The 19544-nt window shown below is 71.5% G+C and carries 15 protein-coding genes; 9 read left to right on the top strand and 6 right to left on the bottom strand.

What is annotated here, in order from left to right; translation table 11 throughout:
• The first annotated feature begins 3 nt into the window (after positions 1-3).
• A complete protein-coding gene (gene lanKC / locus ACZ63I_RS22800) occupies positions 4-2634 on the top strand; it encodes a class III lanthionine synthetase LanKC (RefSeq protein WP_469340811.1) in 2631 nt (876 codons plus the stop codon).
• On the top strand, positions 2631-3746 hold the full coding sequence (locus ACZ63I_RS22805) for a glycosyltransferase family 2 protein (protein ID WP_469340812.1): 1116 nt from the start codon (positions 2631-2633) through the stop codon (positions 3744-3746). Before lanKC ends, ACZ63I_RS22805 begins: the two co-directional genes overlap by 4 nt.
• Here the strand turns inward: ACZ63I_RS22805 and ACZ63I_RS22810 are convergent.
• From ACZ63I_RS22810 to ACZ63I_RS22830, 5 genes are all read right to left on the bottom strand, one after another.
• Positions 3739-4497, bottom strand: a complete 759-nt coding sequence (locus ACZ63I_RS22810; RefSeq protein WP_469340813.1) for a helix-turn-helix transcriptional regulator — start codon at positions 4495-4497, stop codon at positions 3739-3741. The genes ACZ63I_RS22805 and ACZ63I_RS22810 overlap by 8 nt on opposite strands.
• A 419-nt stretch (positions 4498-4916) precedes the next feature.
• Positions 4917-5564, bottom strand: a complete 648-nt coding sequence (locus tag ACZ63I_RS22815) for a GOLPH3/VPS74 family protein (RefSeq protein WP_469340814.1) — start codon at positions 5562-5564, stop codon at positions 4917-4919.
• A gap of 199 nt (positions 5565-5763) precedes the next feature.
• On the bottom strand, positions 5764-7587 hold the full coding sequence (locus ACZ63I_RS22820) for a coagulation factor 5/8 type domain-containing protein (RefSeq protein ID WP_469340815.1): 1824 nt from the start codon (positions 7585-7587) through the stop codon (positions 5764-5766).
• A 212-nt stretch (positions 7588-7799) separates the two neighbouring features.
• Positions 7800-8903: a threonine synthase gene (locus ACZ63I_RS22825; protein ID WP_469340816.1), complete on the bottom strand. Its 1104-nt coding sequence runs from the start codon at positions 8901-8903 to the stop codon at positions 7800-7802.
• 771 nt (positions 8904-9674) lie between these two features.
• A complete protein-coding gene (locus ACZ63I_RS22830; RefSeq protein ID WP_469340817.1) occupies positions 9675-11042 on the bottom strand; it encodes a glycoside hydrolase family 18 protein in 1368 nt (455 codons plus the stop codon).
• A gap of 183 nt (positions 11043-11225) precedes the next feature.
• Between ACZ63I_RS22830 and ACZ63I_RS22835 the strand changes: the two genes are divergently transcribed.
• The 6 genes from ACZ63I_RS22835 (at position 11226) to ACZ63I_RS22860 (ending at position 18010) form a co-directional block, all read left to right on the top strand.
• The gene (locus ACZ63I_RS22835) at positions 11226-11978 is read left to right on the top strand and encodes a GntR family transcriptional regulator (RefSeq protein ID WP_469340818.1); all 753 of its coding nucleotides are present in this window, start codon (positions 11226-11228) and stop codon (positions 11976-11978) included.
• Positions 11979-12135: 157 nt separating this feature from the next.
• A complete protein-coding gene (locus ACZ63I_RS22840; RefSeq protein ID WP_469340819.1) occupies positions 12136-13848 on the top strand; it encodes a purine-cytosine permease family protein in 1713 nt (570 codons plus the stop codon).
• 191 nt (positions 13849-14039) lie between these two features.
• The gene (locus tag ACZ63I_RS22845) at positions 14040-14219 is read left to right on the top strand and encodes an SPOR domain-containing protein (RefSeq protein ID WP_469340820.1); all 180 of its coding nucleotides are present in this window, start codon (positions 14040-14042) and stop codon (positions 14217-14219) included.
• A 55-nt stretch (positions 14220-14274) separates the two neighbouring features.
• Entirely contained in the window at positions 14275-14673 is a 399-nt protein-coding gene (locus ACZ63I_RS22850; protein WP_469340821.1) for a (deoxy)nucleoside triphosphate pyrophosphohydrolase, read from the top strand.
• Positions 14674-14855: 182 nt separating this feature from the next.
• The gene (locus ACZ63I_RS22855) at positions 14856-15305 is read left to right on the top strand and encodes an ATP-binding protein (RefSeq protein ID WP_469340884.1); all 450 of its coding nucleotides are present in this window, start codon (positions 14856-14858) and stop codon (positions 15303-15305) included.
• A gap of 146 nt (positions 15306-15451) precedes the next feature.
• Entirely contained in the window at positions 15452-18010 is a 2559-nt protein-coding gene (locus ACZ63I_RS22860; protein ID WP_469340822.1) for a SpoIIE family protein phosphatase, read from the top strand.
• 10 nt (positions 18011-18020) lie between these two features.
• Here the strand turns inward: ACZ63I_RS22860 and ACZ63I_RS22865 are convergent, their stop codons facing one another.
• Entirely contained in the window at positions 18021-18335 is a 315-nt protein-coding gene (locus ACZ63I_RS22865) for a hypothetical protein (protein ID WP_469340823.1), read from the bottom strand.
• Positions 18336-18423: 88 nt separating this feature from the next.
• On the opposite strand from ACZ63I_RS22865, the gene ACZ63I_RS22870 reads away from it, so the two are divergent.
• Entirely contained in the window at positions 18424-19512 is a 1089-nt protein-coding gene (locus tag ACZ63I_RS22870) for a glycoside hydrolase family 18 protein (protein WP_469340824.1), read from the top strand.
• Positions 19513-19544: the final 32 nt, after the last annotated feature.

A 19544-nucleotide genomic window follows, 5' to 3' on the forward strand; every position in this document is an offset into this window, starting at 1 on the left:
GTCATGGACGCATTTCGGCATGTGATGTTCCTGCCCCCGGGCACGCCCTTCTTCGACCGGGACGACTCCGACGTCGCCGCGGACGAGGGCTTCGCCGCCCTGCCGGCCGATGCGCCGGAGGGCTGGGTGCGCAACACCGGGCCCGACTGGACGATGCTGACGCCGCCGGAGGCGCGGATGCCCCAGCAGGGCTGGAAGATCCATGTGTCCGCGACACCGGACAACGCGGAGACCGTCCTCACCAGGTCGTACGACTGGCTGGTGGCGCGCGGGATGCCGTTCAAGTTCATCCGCAGCAAGAAGGTGCTGCTGCGGCGCAACGGCAAGTACGGAGACCGGGGCGCCAGCGGCAAGTTCATCACCGTCTACCCGGCGGACGAGGCCGCGCTCGCCGCCGTGCTCGAAGGGCTCGGCGGCGTTCTCGACGGGGAGCCGGGACCGTACATCCTCAGCGACCTCAGGTGGCGTTCGGGCCCGCTGTACGTGCGGTACGGCGGTTTCGTGGCCCGTACGATGAAGACGGAGCGCGGCGAGACCGTGCCGTGCATCGAAGCGCCCGACGGCCGGCTCGTGCCGGACCGGCGCGGGCCCTCGTTCAAGCCGCCGGAGTGGGTGACCATCCCGGACTGCCTGGCCGAGGCGGTGGAGGCGCGCAACGCGGGCACCCTGCGCGACTTCCCGTACCGCGCCGAGCAGGCGCTGCACTTCTCCAACGGCGGCGGTGTCTACCGGGGCACCGACCTGCGCGACGGCAAGCCGGTGCTGCTGCGCGAGGCGCGGCCGCTCTCCGGACTCGACACGAACGGCGAGGACGCGGTCTCCCGGCTCGTCAGGGAGCACGAGTGCCTGCTGAAGCTCGCGGGACTGCCGTGGATCCCGGCGCTCGTCGAGGCCCGGGTCGGCCACGAACACCACTTCCTCATCAGGGAGTACGTGGCGGGCGAGACCCTCGCCGTACGGACCACCAAGGACAACCCGCCATCGCCGGGCGCCGATCCGCGCAGGACCGCCGAGTACACCGCGTGGGCCCTCGGCGTGCTCGACCAGATCGAGCAGGGTCTCGCGGCCATGCACGAGCGCGGGGTCGCCTTCGGTGACCTGCACCCGGGCAATGTCATGGTCAGGGAGGACGGCTCCGTCGTCTTCATCGACCTGGAGACCGCCTCGACCGACCCCAACGCCCGGCAGGTGCACGCCGCCCCCGGGTTCGCGGCGCCGGCCACCCACCGGGGCAAGGACGTGGACCGGTACGCGCTCGGCTGCCTGCGCATCGCCCTGTTCGCCCCGCTCACCAGCCTGCTGCCCTGGGACCAGGGCAAGGTCGACCGGATCATCGAGCACATCGAGTCCCGCTACCCCGTGCCCGCCGACTACGCGGCCAAGGTCCGGGCCGACCTCGCGCCCGTCGCCGCGCCCGAGGAACCGGCGGCGCCCGTGGACCCGGCGGGCGACGAACTGAGCGCCGAGGAGGCGGCGGCGCTCGGCGAACCGCAGCGCCCGGCCACCGAACCCGCACCGCAGCCCGTGTCCGGCTGGCGGGACCCGGCCGCCGTCGCCGACGGCATCCTCCTTACGGCCACGCCGAAGCGCGAGGACCGGCTCTTCCCCGGCGACGCGACCCAGTTCCTGCTGCCGGAAGGCGGCGTCTGCCTCGCCTACGGGGCGGCGGGCGTGCTGTGGGCGCTCGCCGACGCGGGCACCGAGGTGTCCGCCGCGCACATCGACTGGCTGGAGGCGGCGGCGGGCCGGCTCACCGACCCGGCGCCCGGCCTCTACACCGGCATCGCGGGCATCGCGACCACCCTCCACCGCCTCGGCCGCACCGACGCCGCAGCGGCGCTGCTGAAGGAAGCGGCCAAGGCGGAGCCCGGCAACGACAGCCTCTTCGACGGCAGAGCCGGACTCGGCCTCGCCCACCTGCACTTCGCCCGTACGACGGGTGACGACGTCGCCCTCAAGCACGCGGCGGTCCTGGCCGAGCAGATCGTCGAGCGGGCCGCCGCCCAGCCGCCCCGCCGCGGCGAGGCCGGGCTGCTGCGCGGCAGGGCGGGCGGCGCGCTCCTGCTGCTGCGGCTCCACGAACAGGCACCCGACACCGGGCTGCTCGACGCGGCGCGGCTGCTGCTCGACACGGACCTGCGCGCCCTCGGCTGGGCAGCCGCGCCCGAAGCGGCGACGCTCACCGGCGGGGTCGCACCGGACGAGGGCTGGGCCGAAGGCGCCTACGGAGCCCGGCCGTTGCTCGCGTCGGGCGGCGGCGGTACGGCCATGGTGCTGGCCGACTACCTGGCCCACCGCGCCGAGCCGCGCTTCGCCCTGGCCCACGACACCGTCCTGCGCACGGCCCGCGACAGCGTGCCGCACACCGCCGGCCTCTTCCACGGCTGGGCGGGCGTGATGGTGGTGCTCAGCAGGCTCGGCCGTACCGGCGACACGGTCCAGGACGCGGCCGTGCAGGAGACGGCCGACCCGGCGGCGGCCCTCGACCTCTACGGGGTCGGCTACCAGGGCAAGCCCGCGTTCCTCGGCGTCGAGAACGTACGTCTTTCGACGGACCTGGCGACGGGCGCCGCCGGTGTGCTGCTCGCGCTGCGCGCGAGCGCCGGCGCTCCGACCGCCCTGCCGTTCCTGTGAGCACGCCCGAGGTGCGGGTGTCCGTGATCTGCCCGACCTACAACAGGTCGCGGAAGATCACGGACACCATCGACTCCGTACGCGCGCAGTCGGTGCCCGACTGGGAGCTGCTGGTCGTCTCGGACGGCTGCGACGACGACACCGAGGACTGGGTCCGCAGATCGGCGGCGCGCGACGGCCGCGTCCGGCTGCACAGGATCGAGCGCAGCGGCCATCCCAGCGGACCGCGCAACGCCGGACTGGCCCTCGCGCGCGGTGAGTTCATCGCCTATCTGGACCACGACGACCGCTGGCGACCCGACCATCTGCGGGTGCTGCTCGGCCTGCTGGAGGCGGGCGCCGAACTGGCCGCGACGGGCGTCGCGTACCACGACGCGGCGGGCGGTGAAGTCGCGCCGTTCCCGGCCCTCTCCGCCTGGTGGCACCCGCAACTCCAGCTCATGGGGCCGATGTTCGAGCCCTCCCGGGTCGGCCATCGGCGCGGTCTCGCCGAGGCGGCCGGCGGCTGGCGGACCGGGGCGGGTCTTGAGGACTGGGACCTGTGGCTGCGGATGGCCGACGCGGGACACGCGTTCCGTACCGTCGTGGAGCCGACCGTCGACCTGCTCGTGGACGGCGGCACCCGGCGCAACCGGATGGCGCGCCCGCACCGGCTGCCGCTGGTCGTCCTGGACGACGCGAAGGCCGCCCACACCCTGCTGGGTGACCTGCGCGCCGGCCGGCACGACGAGCCGTTCCGCGCCGCGTGCCTGGCCGACATGCGGGAGTGGTACGGGCAGATGGCCGACACCGGCGAGCTGGTGCGGCCGCAGGACTGGGACGGGGATCTCTACGCCGAGATCGAACGCGTCGTGCTCGGCGAGGAGAAGCTCTTCGGCGAGCTGGTCCTCGTACCGGAGCGCGGCCGGTTCGCCATCGCCCGGAACCTGCTGTGCGCGCGCACCGAACACGCGCGCCGCGCCGCCCGGTTGCTGCCCGACATCCAGCCGCGCGAGATGCGGCTGCTGCGGGAGCTGGCGGACGGCGTACAGGCACCCGACGGCTCGGCGGCTGAACAAGGTGGACCGACCGGGGAAGGTGTGCCCGCCGGGGCGGGCACACCGCTCAGATAAGCCCCTTCTCCCTGGCCCGCAGCGCCGCCTGGAAGCGGGTGGTGGCGTTGAGGTGCTTCAGGAGCCCGGCGACATGTCCGCGGTACGTGCGTACGGAGATGCCCAGTTCACGCGCTCCGACCTCGTCCTTCTCGGCGCGCGCCATGGCATGGAGCACCTGGATCTGTACGGCGTCGAGCTGGGTGCGGGTGTGCCCGGGGAGCAGCAGGGGCGCCGCGTCGACCGCTTGTGACCAGCAGCGGTCGAAGAACGAGTAGAGCGTGCGGACCAGTCCCTCCTGACGCACCAGGAGCGCACTGCGCGGGGTGGCTTCGCGGTCCGACTGCACCAGGGCCGCTTCCCTGTCGAAGATCAGCATCCGTTCGAACCGGTCGTCCAGCAGCCTGACCTGCGCGCCGAGGTCGATCATGTCGGTGAGATGCGCCGCCGTCGCCTTGTCCTCAAGAGCGCCCCGGTGCAGCAGGGCCCGCAGGGCGATCCCGCGCCGCAGGCAGCGCAGTTCGGACTGGCGGGTGGCGGCTATGCCTTCGGGCGGCGAGGGGCGGCTCGGCCGCATCGTCAGTACCTCGCGCCGGGAGAGCACGGTCAGTTCCTCGGCCGTGTCCTGCACCGGTTCACTGCCGGTGAGCTGTTCCACGTTGTCGTGGACCTGGTCCCGCATACGCCAGAGCAGTGCCTCGTTGATCAGTGAGTGGCCGTGCGACAGTACCTCCTGTTCTTCCGCGTGCAGTGTCCGGAGCCGCTGTTCCACGAGTCGTCCGACGCTGATGCCGGGATCGAGTGCGGTGGCGTCTCCACTTACGTCGTACCTGACCATTCCTTGCGTACTGAGCCGCTGCAGCGATTCGCGAACACACGCTTCGTCAAGACCGAGCGCCACACACAAGCCGGTGGTCCCAAGTCCTGGTTGCTGCAAAAGCTTTCTGTACACGGATTCGTCGAGAGGCAGTACGCCCAGTGTGATCAGTGTTGATTCCCCCATGGTGCGTATTCGAACACCCTGGAATGAACCTGTCAATGGATCACAGATTAACCCGAGGATGTGCTATTTCACCGGTTATTTGAGGGAACCGCCGTACTCCCCGTGGCATATTCACCGGGGCATGCGTGAGGTTCCCGCCAGTCGGTGAACCGGCGGGAAACTCAACCTTGCCGTGAGGTGAACGTGTCCTACAGCCCGGACACGGCGATGACCGCGGTGAGCGCGGCGACCGCGGTTCTCACGGCCTCGCCGAGCGCGGCAGCGGGCCCCTGACCCGCGTCGATCGCGGCGAACCCGGCCTCGGCGGCCTCGGCTTGCTCGTCGGGCACGACCACCGCCCGCAGCCCCGCGTGGTGCAGGACGGTGACCAGCGCGGCCGTCCGCTCGTCGGGCTCCCGGCCCTCCAGCACCACGGCGGCCAGTCGCGCGCGCAGCGTCTCGGCCGTCGCGGTGTCCGTGACCGGGTGCTTGACCGAGCCGAAGACCCCGAGCACCTTGCGGCCCTCCTCGCGTACCAGGCCCTTGGCCAGCAGCCCGTCGTACGCGGCGGTGAGCGCCTGCTCCCTGACCGCCAGCAGCCAGGCCTGCGGCTTCGCCTCGGGATGGCTGCGGAGCTGCTCCACCATGGCCGCGTCGACCGGGTCGTCAGGCGGCGGCAGCGGCGCGGCGGCCAGCGCCCCGTCGCGTACCACCGCATGCCCGGAGAACGTCAGCCCCAGCAGGGTGGCCGCGGACACCGCGAGCCCCACCCGCAGGGGCGGTTGGCGCAGCTCTCCACTCCGCTCGTCCAGTGCGAGGAGCACGATCTGCTCACCCATGGTCAGTTGTGAATCCATAGATCCCCCTTTCCCCATGAACACGCGCGACAGACGTGCTTAGTTCCCCGAGTTCGCGCCGAGGCAATTCACGCGGCGGTGAAACCAGCTATTCATAAACTTCCCGACATTTCGCCGATCACGTGACGAAGGCCGGGCCCGGCCCCCGGGGACGGAGGACGGGCCCGGCCGCTGTCGTGGCGTTCCGGTTACGGTCGGGTCAGGGGAACGACACCACGTTCGACGGGACAGTCGAGGTGCCGGAGGTGGGGTCCCCGGTGTTGTTGATCACGTGGTTGTACTGGCCGACGCCGCCGAGGGAGACCACGAGCAGGTCGTGGAACTTGACGCCGTCCTTCACCGGGGCCTCGAAGCCCGCGTCCTGACGGATCGTCGGGTCGGAGCTGAAGTTGCAGTAGCTGCCGAGCCCCCAGCCCTCGTGGGTGTTGACGGAGTCGTCCACCTTGTACGCGGCCCAGCCCATCCGGTCGCCGTTCTGGATGGCGGCCTGGTTCGGCGGGTCGTACGCGATCTCGTTCTGGAAGAAGATCGTCCGGCCGCCCTCGCCGCTCCACTCCACGTCGTACTTCTGGAAGTGCTCGACGAACAGACCGGTCGCCAGCACGTTGTCACCCTTGACCAGCAGCCCGTAGTCGGACGGGTTGGTGGTCCAGCCGACGCCGGCGCCGTGGTCGGCGCGCCAGATCCAGGTGTGGTCGATGATCGTGTCGTTGCTGTTGACCTCGACGGCCGTGGTGACGAGGCCGGGTCCCGCGCCGCCGACCCTGGCGAACACGTCCTGCACCGAGGTCGGGTTCGACGCGTGGCCCGCGGATGCTCCCGACGGGCCGACCTGGAGCAGGTACGGCGAGTTCTGGGCGCCCGCGTCCAGCAGCAGCCCCGCGAGCTTGATGCCGTCCACGTCGGCGGTCTGGATCGCCGTCACGCCGCCGTCGGGGATGATCGTCGGGAAGCCGATGCCGAGGACGACCGTGTCGGCCCTGGTGATGTTGATCGTCTGGTCCACGTGGTAGACGCCCGGCGTGAACAGCAGGTTCAGGCCCTGGCTGAGCGCCTGGTTGATGGTGGCCGCTGTCGCGCCCGCCTTCACCACGTAGAACTGGTCCAGCGGGATGGACGTGCCGGGCGTGGAGCCGTTCGCCCACGAGGCGCCGGACGCGTTCGTGCGCAACGACGGTACGAACACCGCGTAGTTGTCGCCGTCCAGGTAGAGGTACGGCTTCTCGCGCGAGACGGGCGTGGTGCCCAGGACCGTGTACGGCGGGTTCGGGAACGACTGCCCTGGCGCGCCCTGGACGCCCGAGAACACCATGTTCCAGACGCCGTTGCCCCAGCCGCCGATGTTGCTGTCGCGGGTGTACCACTGCTGCTGGGAGTACGGGGAGATGGTCCCGTCGACCTTGCTGTCGGCGATGTAGCCGCCACTGGCCCAACCGTAGCCGTTGGGGGCCAGGTTGAGGCCGCCCTGCACGTGCATGCGGCGGAACGGCGCGGCCTGGGCCACGGCCCACCGGTTCTCGCCGCTGACCGGGGTGAGCGACAGGTTCTCGGCGGAGCGCCAGAAGTTCTGCGTGGCGTTCCCGTTGAACCAGCCGGCGTCCACGGTGATGTCGCCGTTGATGTGCGTGTCGTCGGGGTTCTTCCCGAGCCCGGCGATGGAGGTGTAGAAGCCGATCTGCGCGTTCAGGCCGTTGTAGGTGCCCGGCTTGAACAGCAGCGCGAAGCGGCGGGTGTCGAACTGCGCCGACTCCTGCTGGCTGAAGACGCTGTCCAACTGGCCCTGGATATTGGCGGTGGAGGGGTCGAAGACGATCACGTTGGGACCGAGATCGCCGCCGCCCACGACCGGGTCGGCAGCGGCCCGCGACGGCGCGACGGACGTGGTCGCGGCACTGGCGGACGAGCCGAGGGCCGGCAGGAACACCGCGCCGAGCACGGCGGATGTCACAGAGGCGGCGAAACCGCGCCGGCTGATGTGGGGGTTGTTGCCCGGCTGTGGGGAGCCGAGCGGAGGTGTCTGCATGGGGGGATGACCTCCTGAGCGTGTACGTATGTACGGACAGGGAGCACGGGAGGCCGCTGGGAACGGCCCTCTGAGAGCGCTCTCCGAGTACGGAAGATGCTTCCTTCATGTTTCGGACACGTCAATACTTGTGCGGTGAAGAAGTGTGGCCCCTGGTGTTGGTTCAGTTCGTGAAGACGGCCCGGGGCGCGGTGCGTTGAGGCGGTGGTTCCTTACCGCTCCTGCGGCGCCGCCAGGCCCGTCTTGGCTCCCGCGCCGCACAGCGGTACGACGGCGGAGCGGTCGGTCCAGCTCCCGGCCGCCGCCCAGCAGGCGACGCCCGTCGACTCCACGAAGAGGCCGCGGGACGCCAGGTCCAGTTGGGCCGCGCGGAGTTGGTCCTCGGTCACCGTGAGGAACGTACCGCCGGACTCCCGTACGGCGGCCAGGATCTGCGCCGCGCGCGGCGGGTTGGGGATGGCGATGCCCTCCGCGAGGGTGGGGGCCTGCTCTGCGGGGCCGAGCAGCTCGCCCGCGCCCGCGCGGAAGGCGGTCGCCAGGGGGGACACCGCTTCGGCCTGGACGGCGATCAGCGCGGGGCGCTCGTCGATCAGTCCGTGCGCGTGCAGTTCGCCGATGGCGAGCGCGGCGCCCAGCAGCAGGGTGCCGTTGCCGACCGGTAGGACGAGCGCCTCGGGCAGGTGCCCGCCGAGGTCCTCCCACAGCTCGTAGACGTACGTCTTCGTGCCGTGCAGGAAGTACGGGTTGTGCACATGGCTCGCGTAGAACGTGCCCGGCTCGTCGGCGGCCGCCCGCGCCGCCACGGCCGTCGCCTCGCGGTCGCCCGCGACGCGCTCCAAGTGGCCGCCGTGCGCGCGGATCTGCTCGGTCTTCTTGGGGGACGTGGTCTCGGGGACGTACACGGTGCAGGGCAGCCCGGCGCGTGCGCAGTACGCGGCGACGGCCGTGCCCGCGTTGCCGCTGCTGTCGGCGACGACCCGCTCGGGGCCCAGCCGCAGGGCGAGTTCGGCGAGCATGACGGCGCCCCTGTCCTTGAAGGAGAGCGTCGGCATCAGATAGTCGAGCTTCGCCGCGACGTGCGGGGTGAGCTGTACGAGGGGCGTACGGCCCTCGCCGAGCGTCGTGACCGGCGCGTCGAGCGGCAGCGCCTCGGCGTACCGCCAGAGGGAGTTGACCCGCCCGGGGAGCGCCGCGCGCGGCACGGGCGCGGTGTCGAGGTCGAGGTCCCAGGGACCGCGGCAGACGGGGCAGCACCAGGCGGCGGAGGTGACGGGGGAGCGGGTGCCGTCGGCCGGGCAGCGGTACGTGGGGGTCATGGCGCCAGCATGTCAGTCGCGCCGCGGTATCGCCGTCCGGCGGGGGTTGCGGGCCCTGGGTTGCGGTTGTCGCCGGGGGCGCTGTCGCCGTCCGGCGCGGTTCGGGGTTGCGGGTCTTGGTTGCGGTGGTCGCCGGGGGCCGTTCCGGGGTCGTGTCCTGCGCTGCGGTGTCGCCGTCCGGCGCGGTTCGGGGTGACCGGTCTTGGTTGCTGTCCGTGCCGGGGGTCGTTCCGGGGTCGTGTCCTGCGCTGCGGTGTCGCCGTCCGGCGCGGTTCGGGGTTGCGGGTCTTGGTTGCTGTCCGTTCCGGGGGCCGTTCCGGGGTCGTGTCCTGCGCTGCACGATTTACGGCGCGTACTCGTCCCACACACGGTGCGCCCGGACATGCGCCGCAAATCACGCTTTACGCTCCGGACACCACCCCTGCACGACCCCCTTCAGCCCCCGGGCCCGGATGGGGTGTTCCCGACCACCGGCGGCAAGGGGCTGGGCGCCCGCGCCAGGGACGTGCCCCCGGCCCGCACGCACCCAGCCACCTGCGGGGACGCGGACTTCCGGCGGACCCACCGGCGGGAGGGGGCCGGGGCCGCAGGAGGGGGGTGTCCGGACGTAAAGCGTAGGAGTTCTAGCGATCGAGCAGTCCGGACACCCCCCTCCGGAGGCCCCGGAACCCGGCAGACGAACAATGCACCGCAACCAAGACCCGGCAACCACAAACCGCGCCGGACGGCGACACCGCAACCCAGACCCGGCCGCCCCCGCCGGACGGCGAATCAGTGGCCGTTCAGGCCCCGGTCGATCGCCGTCGTCAGTTCGCCGTTCGCCGTGTCGCCGTCCAGCGACCAGATCATCGCGCCGCCGAGCCGCTGGTCGCGTACGTACCGCGCCTTGGTGCGCAGCACCTGCGGGTCGTCGTACGTCCAGAGCGTCGTGCCGTCGAAGAGCCAGGCGTCGCCCGCCGCGCGGTCCCGGTAGACCTTGAACGCGCCGGATGCGGCGAGCTGCTTGAGCACCTTGTAGTCCTCGGTGCCCGGCGCCCAGGTGCCGGGTCCCGGCGCCGCCGCCGGCTGGCCGAGTCCGTCGCCGCCGCCGGTGACGCCGGTCCAGCCCTGTCCGTAGAACGGCATGCCGACCACGAGCTTGCGGGCGGGCGCGCCGCGGCGCTTCCAGTCACGCACCGTCTGGTCGACGCTGAAGTCGGTGCGTCCGTAGAGGGCCGACTGCTGGGCCGTCGTCGCCTCGCCGGAGACGTGGAAGTCGTAGCCCTGGAGGTTCACGAAGTCGAAGTCCCGCATGATCTTCGGGACGTCGAAGCCCGCGTCGATCTTGGCGGGGGCGGCCGGGACGAAGGCCGACAGGTCGTAGTGCTTGGGCGCGCGGTGGTGCGCCGCCTGGGACTTCGCATAGGCGTCGAGCTGGGTGCGGAACTCGTGCACCAGCGCCGCGTAGTTCTTCTTGTCCTCGGGACGGAAGACCGTGCCGGTGTTGGCCTCGGAGCCCGGCCACTCCCAGTCGATGTCCACGCCGTCGAAGAGTCCCGCCGCCGCGCCTTCGCCGCCCCTGGCGCCGTCGACGGGCAGATTGCCCTTGATGTAGAGGTCGACGCAGGAGGAGACGAACGCCTTGCGGGAGGCGGGCGTCCGGGCGGCGTCGGAGAAGTGGGTGGACCAGCTCCAGCCGCCGAGCGAGATCAGCACCTTCAGACCGGGGTGCTTGGCTTTGAGTTCGCGAAGCTGGTTGAAGCTGCCGGCGAGCGGCTGCTCGGCGGTGTCGGCCGTGCCGTCGACCGACCCGGCGGCGTCGACCGGGCGCTGGTAGTCGGCCCAGGCGTCGGCCTGGCCCGCGACATTGCCGGTGAAGCATGTGCCGTCGGCGCCGACGTTGCCGAACGCGTAGTTGAGATGGGTCAGTTTGGCTGCCTGGCCGCTCGTGTCCAGATCCTTGACCTGGTAGTTCCGGCCGTAGATACCCCACTGGGTGAAGTAGCCGACGTTCTTCAGGGCGGGCGCGGGGGCGTGGTGGCCGCCGCCGTGGCCATGGCCGCCGGCCGTCGCGGCGGGGGCGGCGGTGGCGACGAGGGCGAGGGAGCAGACGGCAACGGCGAGTCTGCTCAGGGTGGTTCTTCGGGGCGTGAGGCTCATGGCCGGAAAGGTATTGGTCTGGACCAATGGGGTCAAGAGGGCGGACGAAGGGCGGGCCCTGAGCGCGATACCCGCTGCGTAAACGCAAGTCATCACTTCGGGTGAAACCCTGGCCCACGCTTGCGGTGATCAACCCACGGTTGCCACGCTGTTGCTGTCTGTCAACCTGAATGGGAGTGGCCCGTGGCATTCGGTGAGCAGCCGGCCTACCTGCGTGTGGCGAGTGACCTTCGCCGGAAGATCGTCGACGGAGCGCTGCCACCCCACACCCGCCTGCCCTCACAGGCGCGGATCCGTGCGGAGTACGGCGTCTCGGACACCGTCGCCCTGGAGGCGCGCAAGGTCCTGATGGCCGAGGGGCTGGTCGAGGGCCGGTCGGGCTCCGGCACCTATGTGCGCGAGCGCCCGGTGCCGCGCCGTATCTCCCGCTCCGGCTACCGGCCTTCGGCGGGCTCCAACCCCTTCCGCCAGGAGCAGACCGACGAAGAGGCCAGGGGTACGTGGGAGTCGCGCAGCGAACAGGAGGCGGCGGGGCCCGAGATCGCCGCGCGGCTCGGCATCTCCCCGGACGACCGGGTGATGCGGACGCGCTACGTCTTCCGGGACGGCGGCGAGCCGATGATGCTCTCCACCTCCTGGGAGCCGCTGGCCGTCACGGGCCGTACGCCGGTGATGCTGCCCGAGGAGGGGCCGCTCGGCGGCTGCGGGGTCGTCGAGCGGATGGCGGCCATTGACCTCGTCGTGGACAACGTGCTGGAGGAGGTCGGCGCCCGCCCCGGGCTCGCCGAGGAGCTGCTGGCCCTGGGCGGGGTGCCGGGGCATGTGGTGATGGTCCTGGAGCGGACGTTCTACGCCTCGGGGCGCGCGGTGGAGACCGCCGACGTGGTCGTCCCGGCCGACCGCTACCGCGTCGCGTACCACCTTTCTGTCAAATGACCGGTATCCGGACGGGCCGTACGGCAGTCGTGACGGCGAGTTAACTCCTCGCGCCGAGCCGTAACGGCCAAGCAACGCACCGCAGTTGGGCCTTGTCATGTCCAGCTCCTACCTTCCCCTGCTACCGGTCCACCGCAGGCGAAGGGGAAGCCCTCTCATGACGGACACAGCCGCACCAGCCCCGCCGCCCGCCCCGGCGTCGGACGTCGTCCCGCCGGGGGCGCCGAAGCGCAGCTACGCCAAACTCGCCGCCGACGAGAGCCGCGAGGACTTCTCGCTCCGCTACGCCCCGCACTCCTTCCGCCGCTGGTCGCCCTCGATGGTCGCGGGCACGGCGCTCGGCGGGATCGCCTATCTGGCCGACTTCGCGATCGGCGCATCGATCGTCTTCACGTACGGCTTCACCAGCGGGTTCGCCTCCATCCTCACGGCGGCCACGATCATCTTCGTCACCGGCATCCCGATCGCCCGCGCCTGCGCCAAGTACGGCCTGGACATGGACCTCATCACCCGCGGCGCGGGGTTCGGCTACTTCGGCTCGACCCTGACCTCGCTGATCTACGCCTCGTTCACCTTTATCTTCTTCGCGCTCGAAGGCTCGATCATGGCCCAGGCCATGCACCAGGCGATCGGGCTGCCCGTCCAGTTCGGCTATCTGCTGACCACACTGATCGTCATCCCGATCGTCTTCCGCGGGATGGGCGCGCTGGCGAAGGTGCAGGCGTGGACGCAGCCCATCTGGCTCATCGGGCTCGTGCTGCCGTTCGTGGTACTGGCCTTCAACGCCCCCGGTTCCTGGGGCGCCTTCACCTCCTTCGGCGGCACGGAGGGGGCTGGCTCCGGCTTCGACTGGATCGGCTTCGGGCTCGGTACGGGCGTGGCGCTCTCGCTCATCGCCCAGATCGGCGAGCAGGCCGACTACTTGCGCTTCATGCCCGCCAAGACCGAGCAGAACAAGCGCCGCTGGAACATCGCCGTCCTGGCGGCCGGGCCCGGCTGGGTCGTCATCGGCGCCGCGAAGCAGCTCGGGGGCGCCTTCCTCGCCTTCGTGGCGCTGGAGGCCGTCGGCAAGACGCACGCGCTGGAGCCGATCGCGCCGCAGATCGAGGCGCTCAGGCCGTGGCTCGGCTCGTTCGCGCTGCCGGCCGCCGCGATCTTCGTGATCGTCTCCCAGGTCAAGATCAACGTCACCAACGCGTACAGCGGTTCGCTCTCCTGGTCGAACTTCTTCTCCCGGCTGACGCACAAGCACCCCGGGCGGGTCTGGTACATCTTCCTCAACCTCGCCATCGCGCTGACGCTGATGGAGATGGACATGTTCGCCGCCCTCAACAAGCTCCTCGGCTTCTACTCCAACGTGGGCATCGCCTGGATCACCGCCGTCGCCGCCGACCTCGTCATCAACAAGCGCGTCGGACTGAGCCCGAAGTACATCGAGTTCAAACGGGCCTACCTGTACGCCGTCAACCCGGCGGGCTTCGGCTCGATGGTGATCGCCTCCGTCGTCTCGATCCTCGCCTTCTTCGGACTCTTCGGGGAGTACGCGGAGGCGTTCTCGACCTTCATCGCCGCCGGACTCGCCCTGCTGCTCTGCCCGTTGATCGCCTGGGCGACGAAGGGGAAGTACTACCTGGCCCGGCCGAACCCGGTCAACGGGCCCGACGCCGAGGTCCCCGACATCACCGCCACCCATCTCTGCACGGTCTGCGAGACGGCGTACGAGCTGCCGGACATCGCCGACTGCCCGGTCCGCTCGGGCCCGATCTGCTCGCTCTGCTGTTCGCTGGACTCCGACTGCGGGGACGCCTGCCGGAAGGAGCCGACGGCAGGGCCGGTATCGATGCCGATGCCGACGCTGCGCACCGGCTGACCGAGCGGGCGGCCGAGGGGCGTGCGACCGGTGCGCGCCCCTCGGTTTTCGGCGCATTCTTGGCCGGATGCGTGTCTCTTTGTGTAAACACGTATCCGCTCAGTAAAGGTCAGGCGTACGCTCGGGCATATGCGGATTGCGGTTTCCCGGAGATCTTCAGTGAGCGGCGGACCGGCGGCGGGAGGGGCTCGGTGACGGACAGCGGAGCCGTACTCCCATGGCTGGTGATACGGCAGGACGACAACGGCAACCGCTATCGCGTCGCCCGGTACGCCACGCGGGACGAGGCGCAGCAGATCGCCGACACCCTCGACGGACGCGGCCAGCGCCAGCTCTACTGGGTGGAGCGCGCGAGCCAGCCCGCCCGCTGACGGACCGCACGCCGCGCCGCCGTTCCGCCCGCTGCCGCGCGTTACGCTCCGGCGCATGAGTGATCGTGTGGTGGTGGCCGGCGCCGTCTGCGACCGGGGGCGGCTGCTGGCCGCACGGCGCAGTGCGCCGCCCGAGCTGGCCGGCCGCTGGGAACTGCCCGGCGGGAAGGTCGAGCCGGGCGAGCTGCCCGAGCAGGCGCTGGCGCGCGAGCTGCGCGAGGAGCTGGGCGTGGAGAGCGAGCCGGTGGAGCGGATCCCCGGCGAGTGGCCGCTCAAGCCCGGCTATGTGCTGCACGCGTGGACGGTCCGGCTGCTCTCCGGCGACCCGCGGCCACTTGAGGACCACGACGAGCTGCGCTGGCTCGGCCCCGACGAGATCCATACGGTCGACTGGCTGGACCAGGACCGCCCGGCGGTCGCCGAGGCCGCCCGCCGGCTGCGCACGCCCTCGTAAAGCTGCCCGGGACCGTGCTCCGGCCCCGCCCCGGCCCTGCTCCGCCGTGCGCCCCCGTCAGGTCACTCCGTACGCCGTTCGTGCCACAGTGCGCCCACCCCGAAGGTAGTCGGAGCGGAAAGCGGGGTATGTCACGTATTGACCCCACTCAGAAGATGCGGGTCTGCCGCCTGTTGTGGGAAGTGGTCGGCTTGATCGTTGCCGAGGGTGCCTGTGCCGAGTGGACCTTTCCCGCCGAGGTGAGTTCGGTACGCAGGGCGCGGCACGAGGTCCGCGACACCCTCCGCCGCTGGCGGATCCCCTCCTCGGTCGGTGACGTGGCCGTGCTGCTGGTCAGCGAGCTGGTGACCAATTCCCAGCGCTACGCGTCCGGCCCGATCGGAGTGCGGCTGGACGTCAGGCCGCTCTCTTCGGGCCCTGACGGAGCGGCGGTTGACACCGCTTCGGCGCGCTGCGCGCTGGTGGTCGAGATCTCCGATCCGGTCCCCGACGCACCGACCGAACGGGCCGCAGGACCCGACGACGAGGGAGGGCGCGGACTGCAGCTCGTGGCCTGTTCCGCGAGGCGCTGGGGGACCCGGCGCGGCAAGACGGGTAAGACGGTGTGGTTCGAGCTGCCGCTGCTTGGTTAGAAGTGTGGGGGGACAACGATCACGTCCCGCCCGGCTCAAACAGACCGAGACCGTGATGTGATCGTGAACGGCGTGTCGGCCGGGGCCGTAGTGCTGAATACTGCGGGCAAGGCCGGTCCGGTGCGTGAGCTGGAGGGGACGGTCGCGTGAGCGAGATACCAGAGACGACGGGCGACGTCGTTTGGCAGAGCAGTCCGCCCGGCTCCATCTATGACTACATCCGGGTGGCTTCCTTCTCGATCGGTCCTGACGGGCTGGTCGACCAGTGGAGCGAGCGCGCCGCCGAACTCTTCGGGGTCGCGGCGCCGCAGGTCAGGGGCAAGGACCCGATCGAGGTCTTCCTCCCGGCCGGTCTGCGTCCCCACGGCCACCGCAGGGTCGACGAGATCCTCGACGGCAAGGAGTGGACCGGACTCGTGCCGTTCCGGCTCCCCGGACAGGACGCCGAGCAGGGTCTCGCCGAGATCTATGTGATGCCCAGTGAGACCGACGACGGCCGGCGCGGCGCGCTCTGCATCGTCGTGGATGTCAGGGCGTTGCGCCATATTGAGACGGACCTCGCCTCTTCGCAGGCGATTTTCGGCCAATCTCCTTTCGGATTCCTGCTCTTCGGCCCCGATCTGAAGATCCGGCGGGCCAACCAGCGCTTCGTGACCGTCTTCGGCGGAACGCCCACGGGCCACCGCGGACGTTCCGCCCACGACTACCTCTCGCCGCCCCAGGCCGACCGGCTGATCGACGCGCTGCGCCGGGTGCTGGAGACCGGCGACCCGGTGACCGAACTCCAGCTCGTGGGCAGCGTGGCCGGCTCCGCCGACCGCAGGTTCTGGTCGATCAACCTCTACCGCGTCACCAGCGGCTCGGGGCGCGTCCTCGGCGTCGCGGCGATCGGCACCGACGTCACCCACCGTCAGATCGCCGCCCGCGAGGCGGCCAGCGCCCGCCGCAACCTCGCCCTGCTGAACGAGGCGAGCGCCCGGATCGGCAACTCGCTCGACCTGGAGACCACCGCACGCGAACTGCTCGACGTCGCCGTCCCCGGCTTCTGCGACCTCGCCTCGGTCGACCTCTACCAGAACCTGCTCACCGGCGAGGAGGCTCCGCCCGGCCGCTGGAGCTCGACCGGTACGGAATCGGGCGACGGCAGCGCCCGGCTGCGCAGGGTCGCCTTCGCCAGCGCCGTCTCCGACGCCCCGCTGGGCGCCGCGGGCGCCGTACCGCACGACGGGTACGTGATGCCCGAGGTCGGCGCCGTGCACCGCTTCCCGTTCAGCTCGCTCAGCGCCGCGGCGCTGCGCACCGCCCGGGTGCAGACCGTGCCCGGCGAGACCGGCAGCCTGATCCAGTCGACCTTCGCCGTACCGATGGTGGCGCACGACGCCGTCGTCGGACTCGCCCAGTTCTCCCGTACGAAGGGCAGCGAGCCCTTCGGCGACCGGGACCGCGCGCTCGCCGTCGAACTGGCCGCGCGCGCCGCCGTCTGCATCGACAACGCCCGCCTCTACCGCAGGGAGCACGAACGGGCCCTGATCCTCCAGCGCAGCCTGCTGCCGCCCGGCGACCCCGAGGCGGCGGGCCTGGACATCGCCTGCCGCTACCTGCCGGGCAACACGGCGACCGAGGTGGGCGGCGACTGGTTCGACGTCATCGAACTGCCGGGGCACCGCACGGCGCTGGTCGTCGGCGACGTGATGGGGCGCGGGCTGCGGGCCGCCGTCGCCATGGGCGAACTGCGCACCGCCGTAAGGACGCTGGCCCTGCTCGACCTGGAGCCCGCCGAGGTGCTCTCCGCGCTCGACGAGATCGCGCGCGGCCTCGGCACCCCCAGCGGCGCCCAGCAGGCCAGCCGGGTGGCGCACAAATCCCGGGACGCCGACCTCTCCGAGGTCTATCTCGCCACCTGTGTCTACGCGGTCTACGACCCGGTCACCCGGCGCTGCACCTTCGCCAACGCCGGCCATCTGCCGCCGGTCGTGGTGGAGCCGGGCGAGGCGGCCCTGCTGCTCGACGTACCGCCGGGGATGCCGCTCGGCGTCGGCGGCGAGCCCTTCGAGCAGGTCGAGGTCGAGCTGGCCGAGGACGCGCTGCTCGCCCTCTACACGGACGGTCTGGTCGAGTCACGCGACCAGCCGCTCGACGAGGGCCTGAGCGCCTTCCGCGCCGCGCTCAGCAATCCCGTACGGCCGCTGGAGGACGTCTGCGACCACGTCCTGAGCACGCTCGACACCGGCCACGGCGAGGACGACATCGCGCTGCTGATGGCCCGGATCCAGGGGCTCCAGCAGGACGCGGTGGGCGACTGGCGGCTGCCGCGCGAACCGCGCTCGGTCGGCCGCGCCAGGGAGCGCGCCCGCGCGCAGCTCCTCGCCTGGGATCTCGAACCGCTCGTGGACACCGTCGAGTTGCTGGTCAGCGAGCTGGTCACCAACGCCATGCGGTACGGCGAGGGCGAGATCAGGCTGCGGCTGCTGCGCGACCGCACGCTCGTCTGCGAGGTGTGGGACGCGGGGCTCGTACAGCCGCGCAGGCGGCGCGCCCGCGACACCGACGAGGGCGGGCGCGGGCTGCAACTGGTCGGGCTGCTGAGCGCCGCCTGGGGCTCGCGCCGCACCCCGCGCGGCAAGACCGTCTGGTTCGAACTGGCCCTGCCCGACGGGGACTCGTCGTCGGAGCCGTCGGTGGAACAGCTCCTCAGCATGTTCTGAGCCGGTCCGGTCAGCGCCGGTGCCCCTCGTGCGGCTGTCCGTCGTGGGGTGCGACCCGGACCGTACGGGCCTTGGCCCGCCGCCTGCGCCTGCGATACGTGTAAGCGGCGCCGACGAGAACGGCGAGCAGCACGGCGATCGGCAGCACGAGATTGGCCGACGCGCCCGGTGACCCGCCGCCGTCGGGGGCCGGGGTCGGCGCCGCCGCGGCGTCGCCGAGCGCGGGCACGGCCGGCCACCACGCGGTGACCAGCAGTACGGTCAGCGCGCTCGTCGCGGCCCGGTACGTACGGGTTCTGTCACGGCGGCCGGTGGGAGACGTCACCTTTCGGACAGTAAGTCCGGCAATACGCCCCCGCGACCGGAGAGGGCCCCGCTTACTCTGTGGCCCTTCCGGGGAGGGGACGGACGTTGTGCGTACACGGCTGAGCGGATTCGGGCGGGGACTGGCGCAGGGGGCGGTGCGGGGGGCGGTACGGGGCTGGCGCGGCCGGCGGGCGCGGTGGCCCAAGAGGATCGCGCTGGCGCTCGCCGTCGTGATCGTCGTACCGCTGCTGTCGGCGGCGGCCGCGCTGCGGATCAACTACGCGGGCGACCTCCAGGACGGCACCCGCACCCGCGGCCGGGACGCCATCTGGCTCGGCCACGCCTGGGTGGACGGGCGCAAGAAGGACGCCGACCTCGCCGCGTTCGCCCGGCGGACCGAAGGGACGGGGATCAAGGACCTGTACGTCCACGCCGGGCCGCTGGAGCACGACGGCACCCTGCCCGCCGACCGCTACGCCCGCGCAAGCTGGCTGATCGCCGCCGTGCACCGCACGATGCCCGGGGTGCGCGTGCACGCCTGGCTCGGCGACGTGCTGGCCACCGAGACCCCGGACGGGCTGCGGCTGGAGAGCGCGGCGACCCGCGCCGCCGTCGTACGGTCGGCCGCGCAGGTGCTGGACGACGGGTTCGACGGGGTCCACTTCGACCTGGAGCCGCTGCACTCGGGCGACCGGCACTATCTGTCCCTGCTGGACGATCTGGGCGCCGTCACCGGACCCCGGCGCAAGCCGCTCTCGATCGCCGCCCACCAGATCGACCCGCTGCCCGCCCAGCACGCGGTCGCCGGCTTCTTCACCCGGCACCCCAAGTGGTGGTCGCAGGCGTTCTTCGGCCAGGTGGCCCGCCGGGTCGACCAGATCGCCGTCATGTCGTACGACACGGCGATGCCGCTGCAGAGCCTGTACGGGGGCTACGTGGCCCAGCAGACCGCGCTCGCGCTGGAGGTGACGCCCAAGACGACGGACCTGCTGATGGGGCTGCCCTTCTACTACGAGGACGACATGAGCCACCACGGCCACGCGGAGACGACGGCGGCGGCCGTGCGCGGCGTACGGCTCGGCCTCGGGCGCACCGACCGGGGCCGGCAGCGGTTCGGGGTCGCCCTGTACGTGGACTTCGCGGCGAGTGAGCGGGACTGGGCGGCGTACCGCGCGGGGTGGTGCGACCCGGTCTGACCGGGGTCTGTCCGGCCCGGGACCGAGAAGGA

The sequence above is a fragment of the Streptomyces sp. NPDC087906 genome, assembly GCF_055584925.1.

Coding starts and splice junctions, on each gene's coding strand:
- lanKC (WP_469340811.1), top strand. CDS start 4: ATGGACGCATTTCGGCATGTGATGTTCCTGCCCCCGGGCACGCCCTTC.
- ACZ63I_RS22815 (WP_469340814.1), bottom strand. CDS start 5,564: ATGGATTCACAACTGACCATGGGTGAGCAGATCGTGCTCCTCGCACTG.
- ACZ63I_RS22820 (WP_469340815.1), bottom strand. CDS start 7,587: ATGCAGACACCTCCGCTCGGCTCCCCACAGCCGGGCAACAACCCCCAC.
- ACZ63I_RS22825 (WP_469340816.1), bottom strand. CDS start 8,903: ATGACCCCCACGTACCGCTGCCCGGCCGACGGCACCCGCTCCCCCGTC.
- ACZ63I_RS22830 (WP_469340817.1), bottom strand. CDS start 11,042: ATGAGCCTCACGCCCCGAAGAACCACCCTGAGCAGACTCGCCGTTGCC.
- ACZ63I_RS22840 (WP_469340819.1), top strand. CDS start 12,136: ATGACGGACACAGCCGCACCAGCCCCGCCGCCCGCCCCGGCGTCGGAC.
- ACZ63I_RS22850 (WP_469340821.1), top strand. CDS start 14,275: ATGAGTGATCGTGTGGTGGTGGCCGGCGCCGTCTGCGACCGGGGGCGG.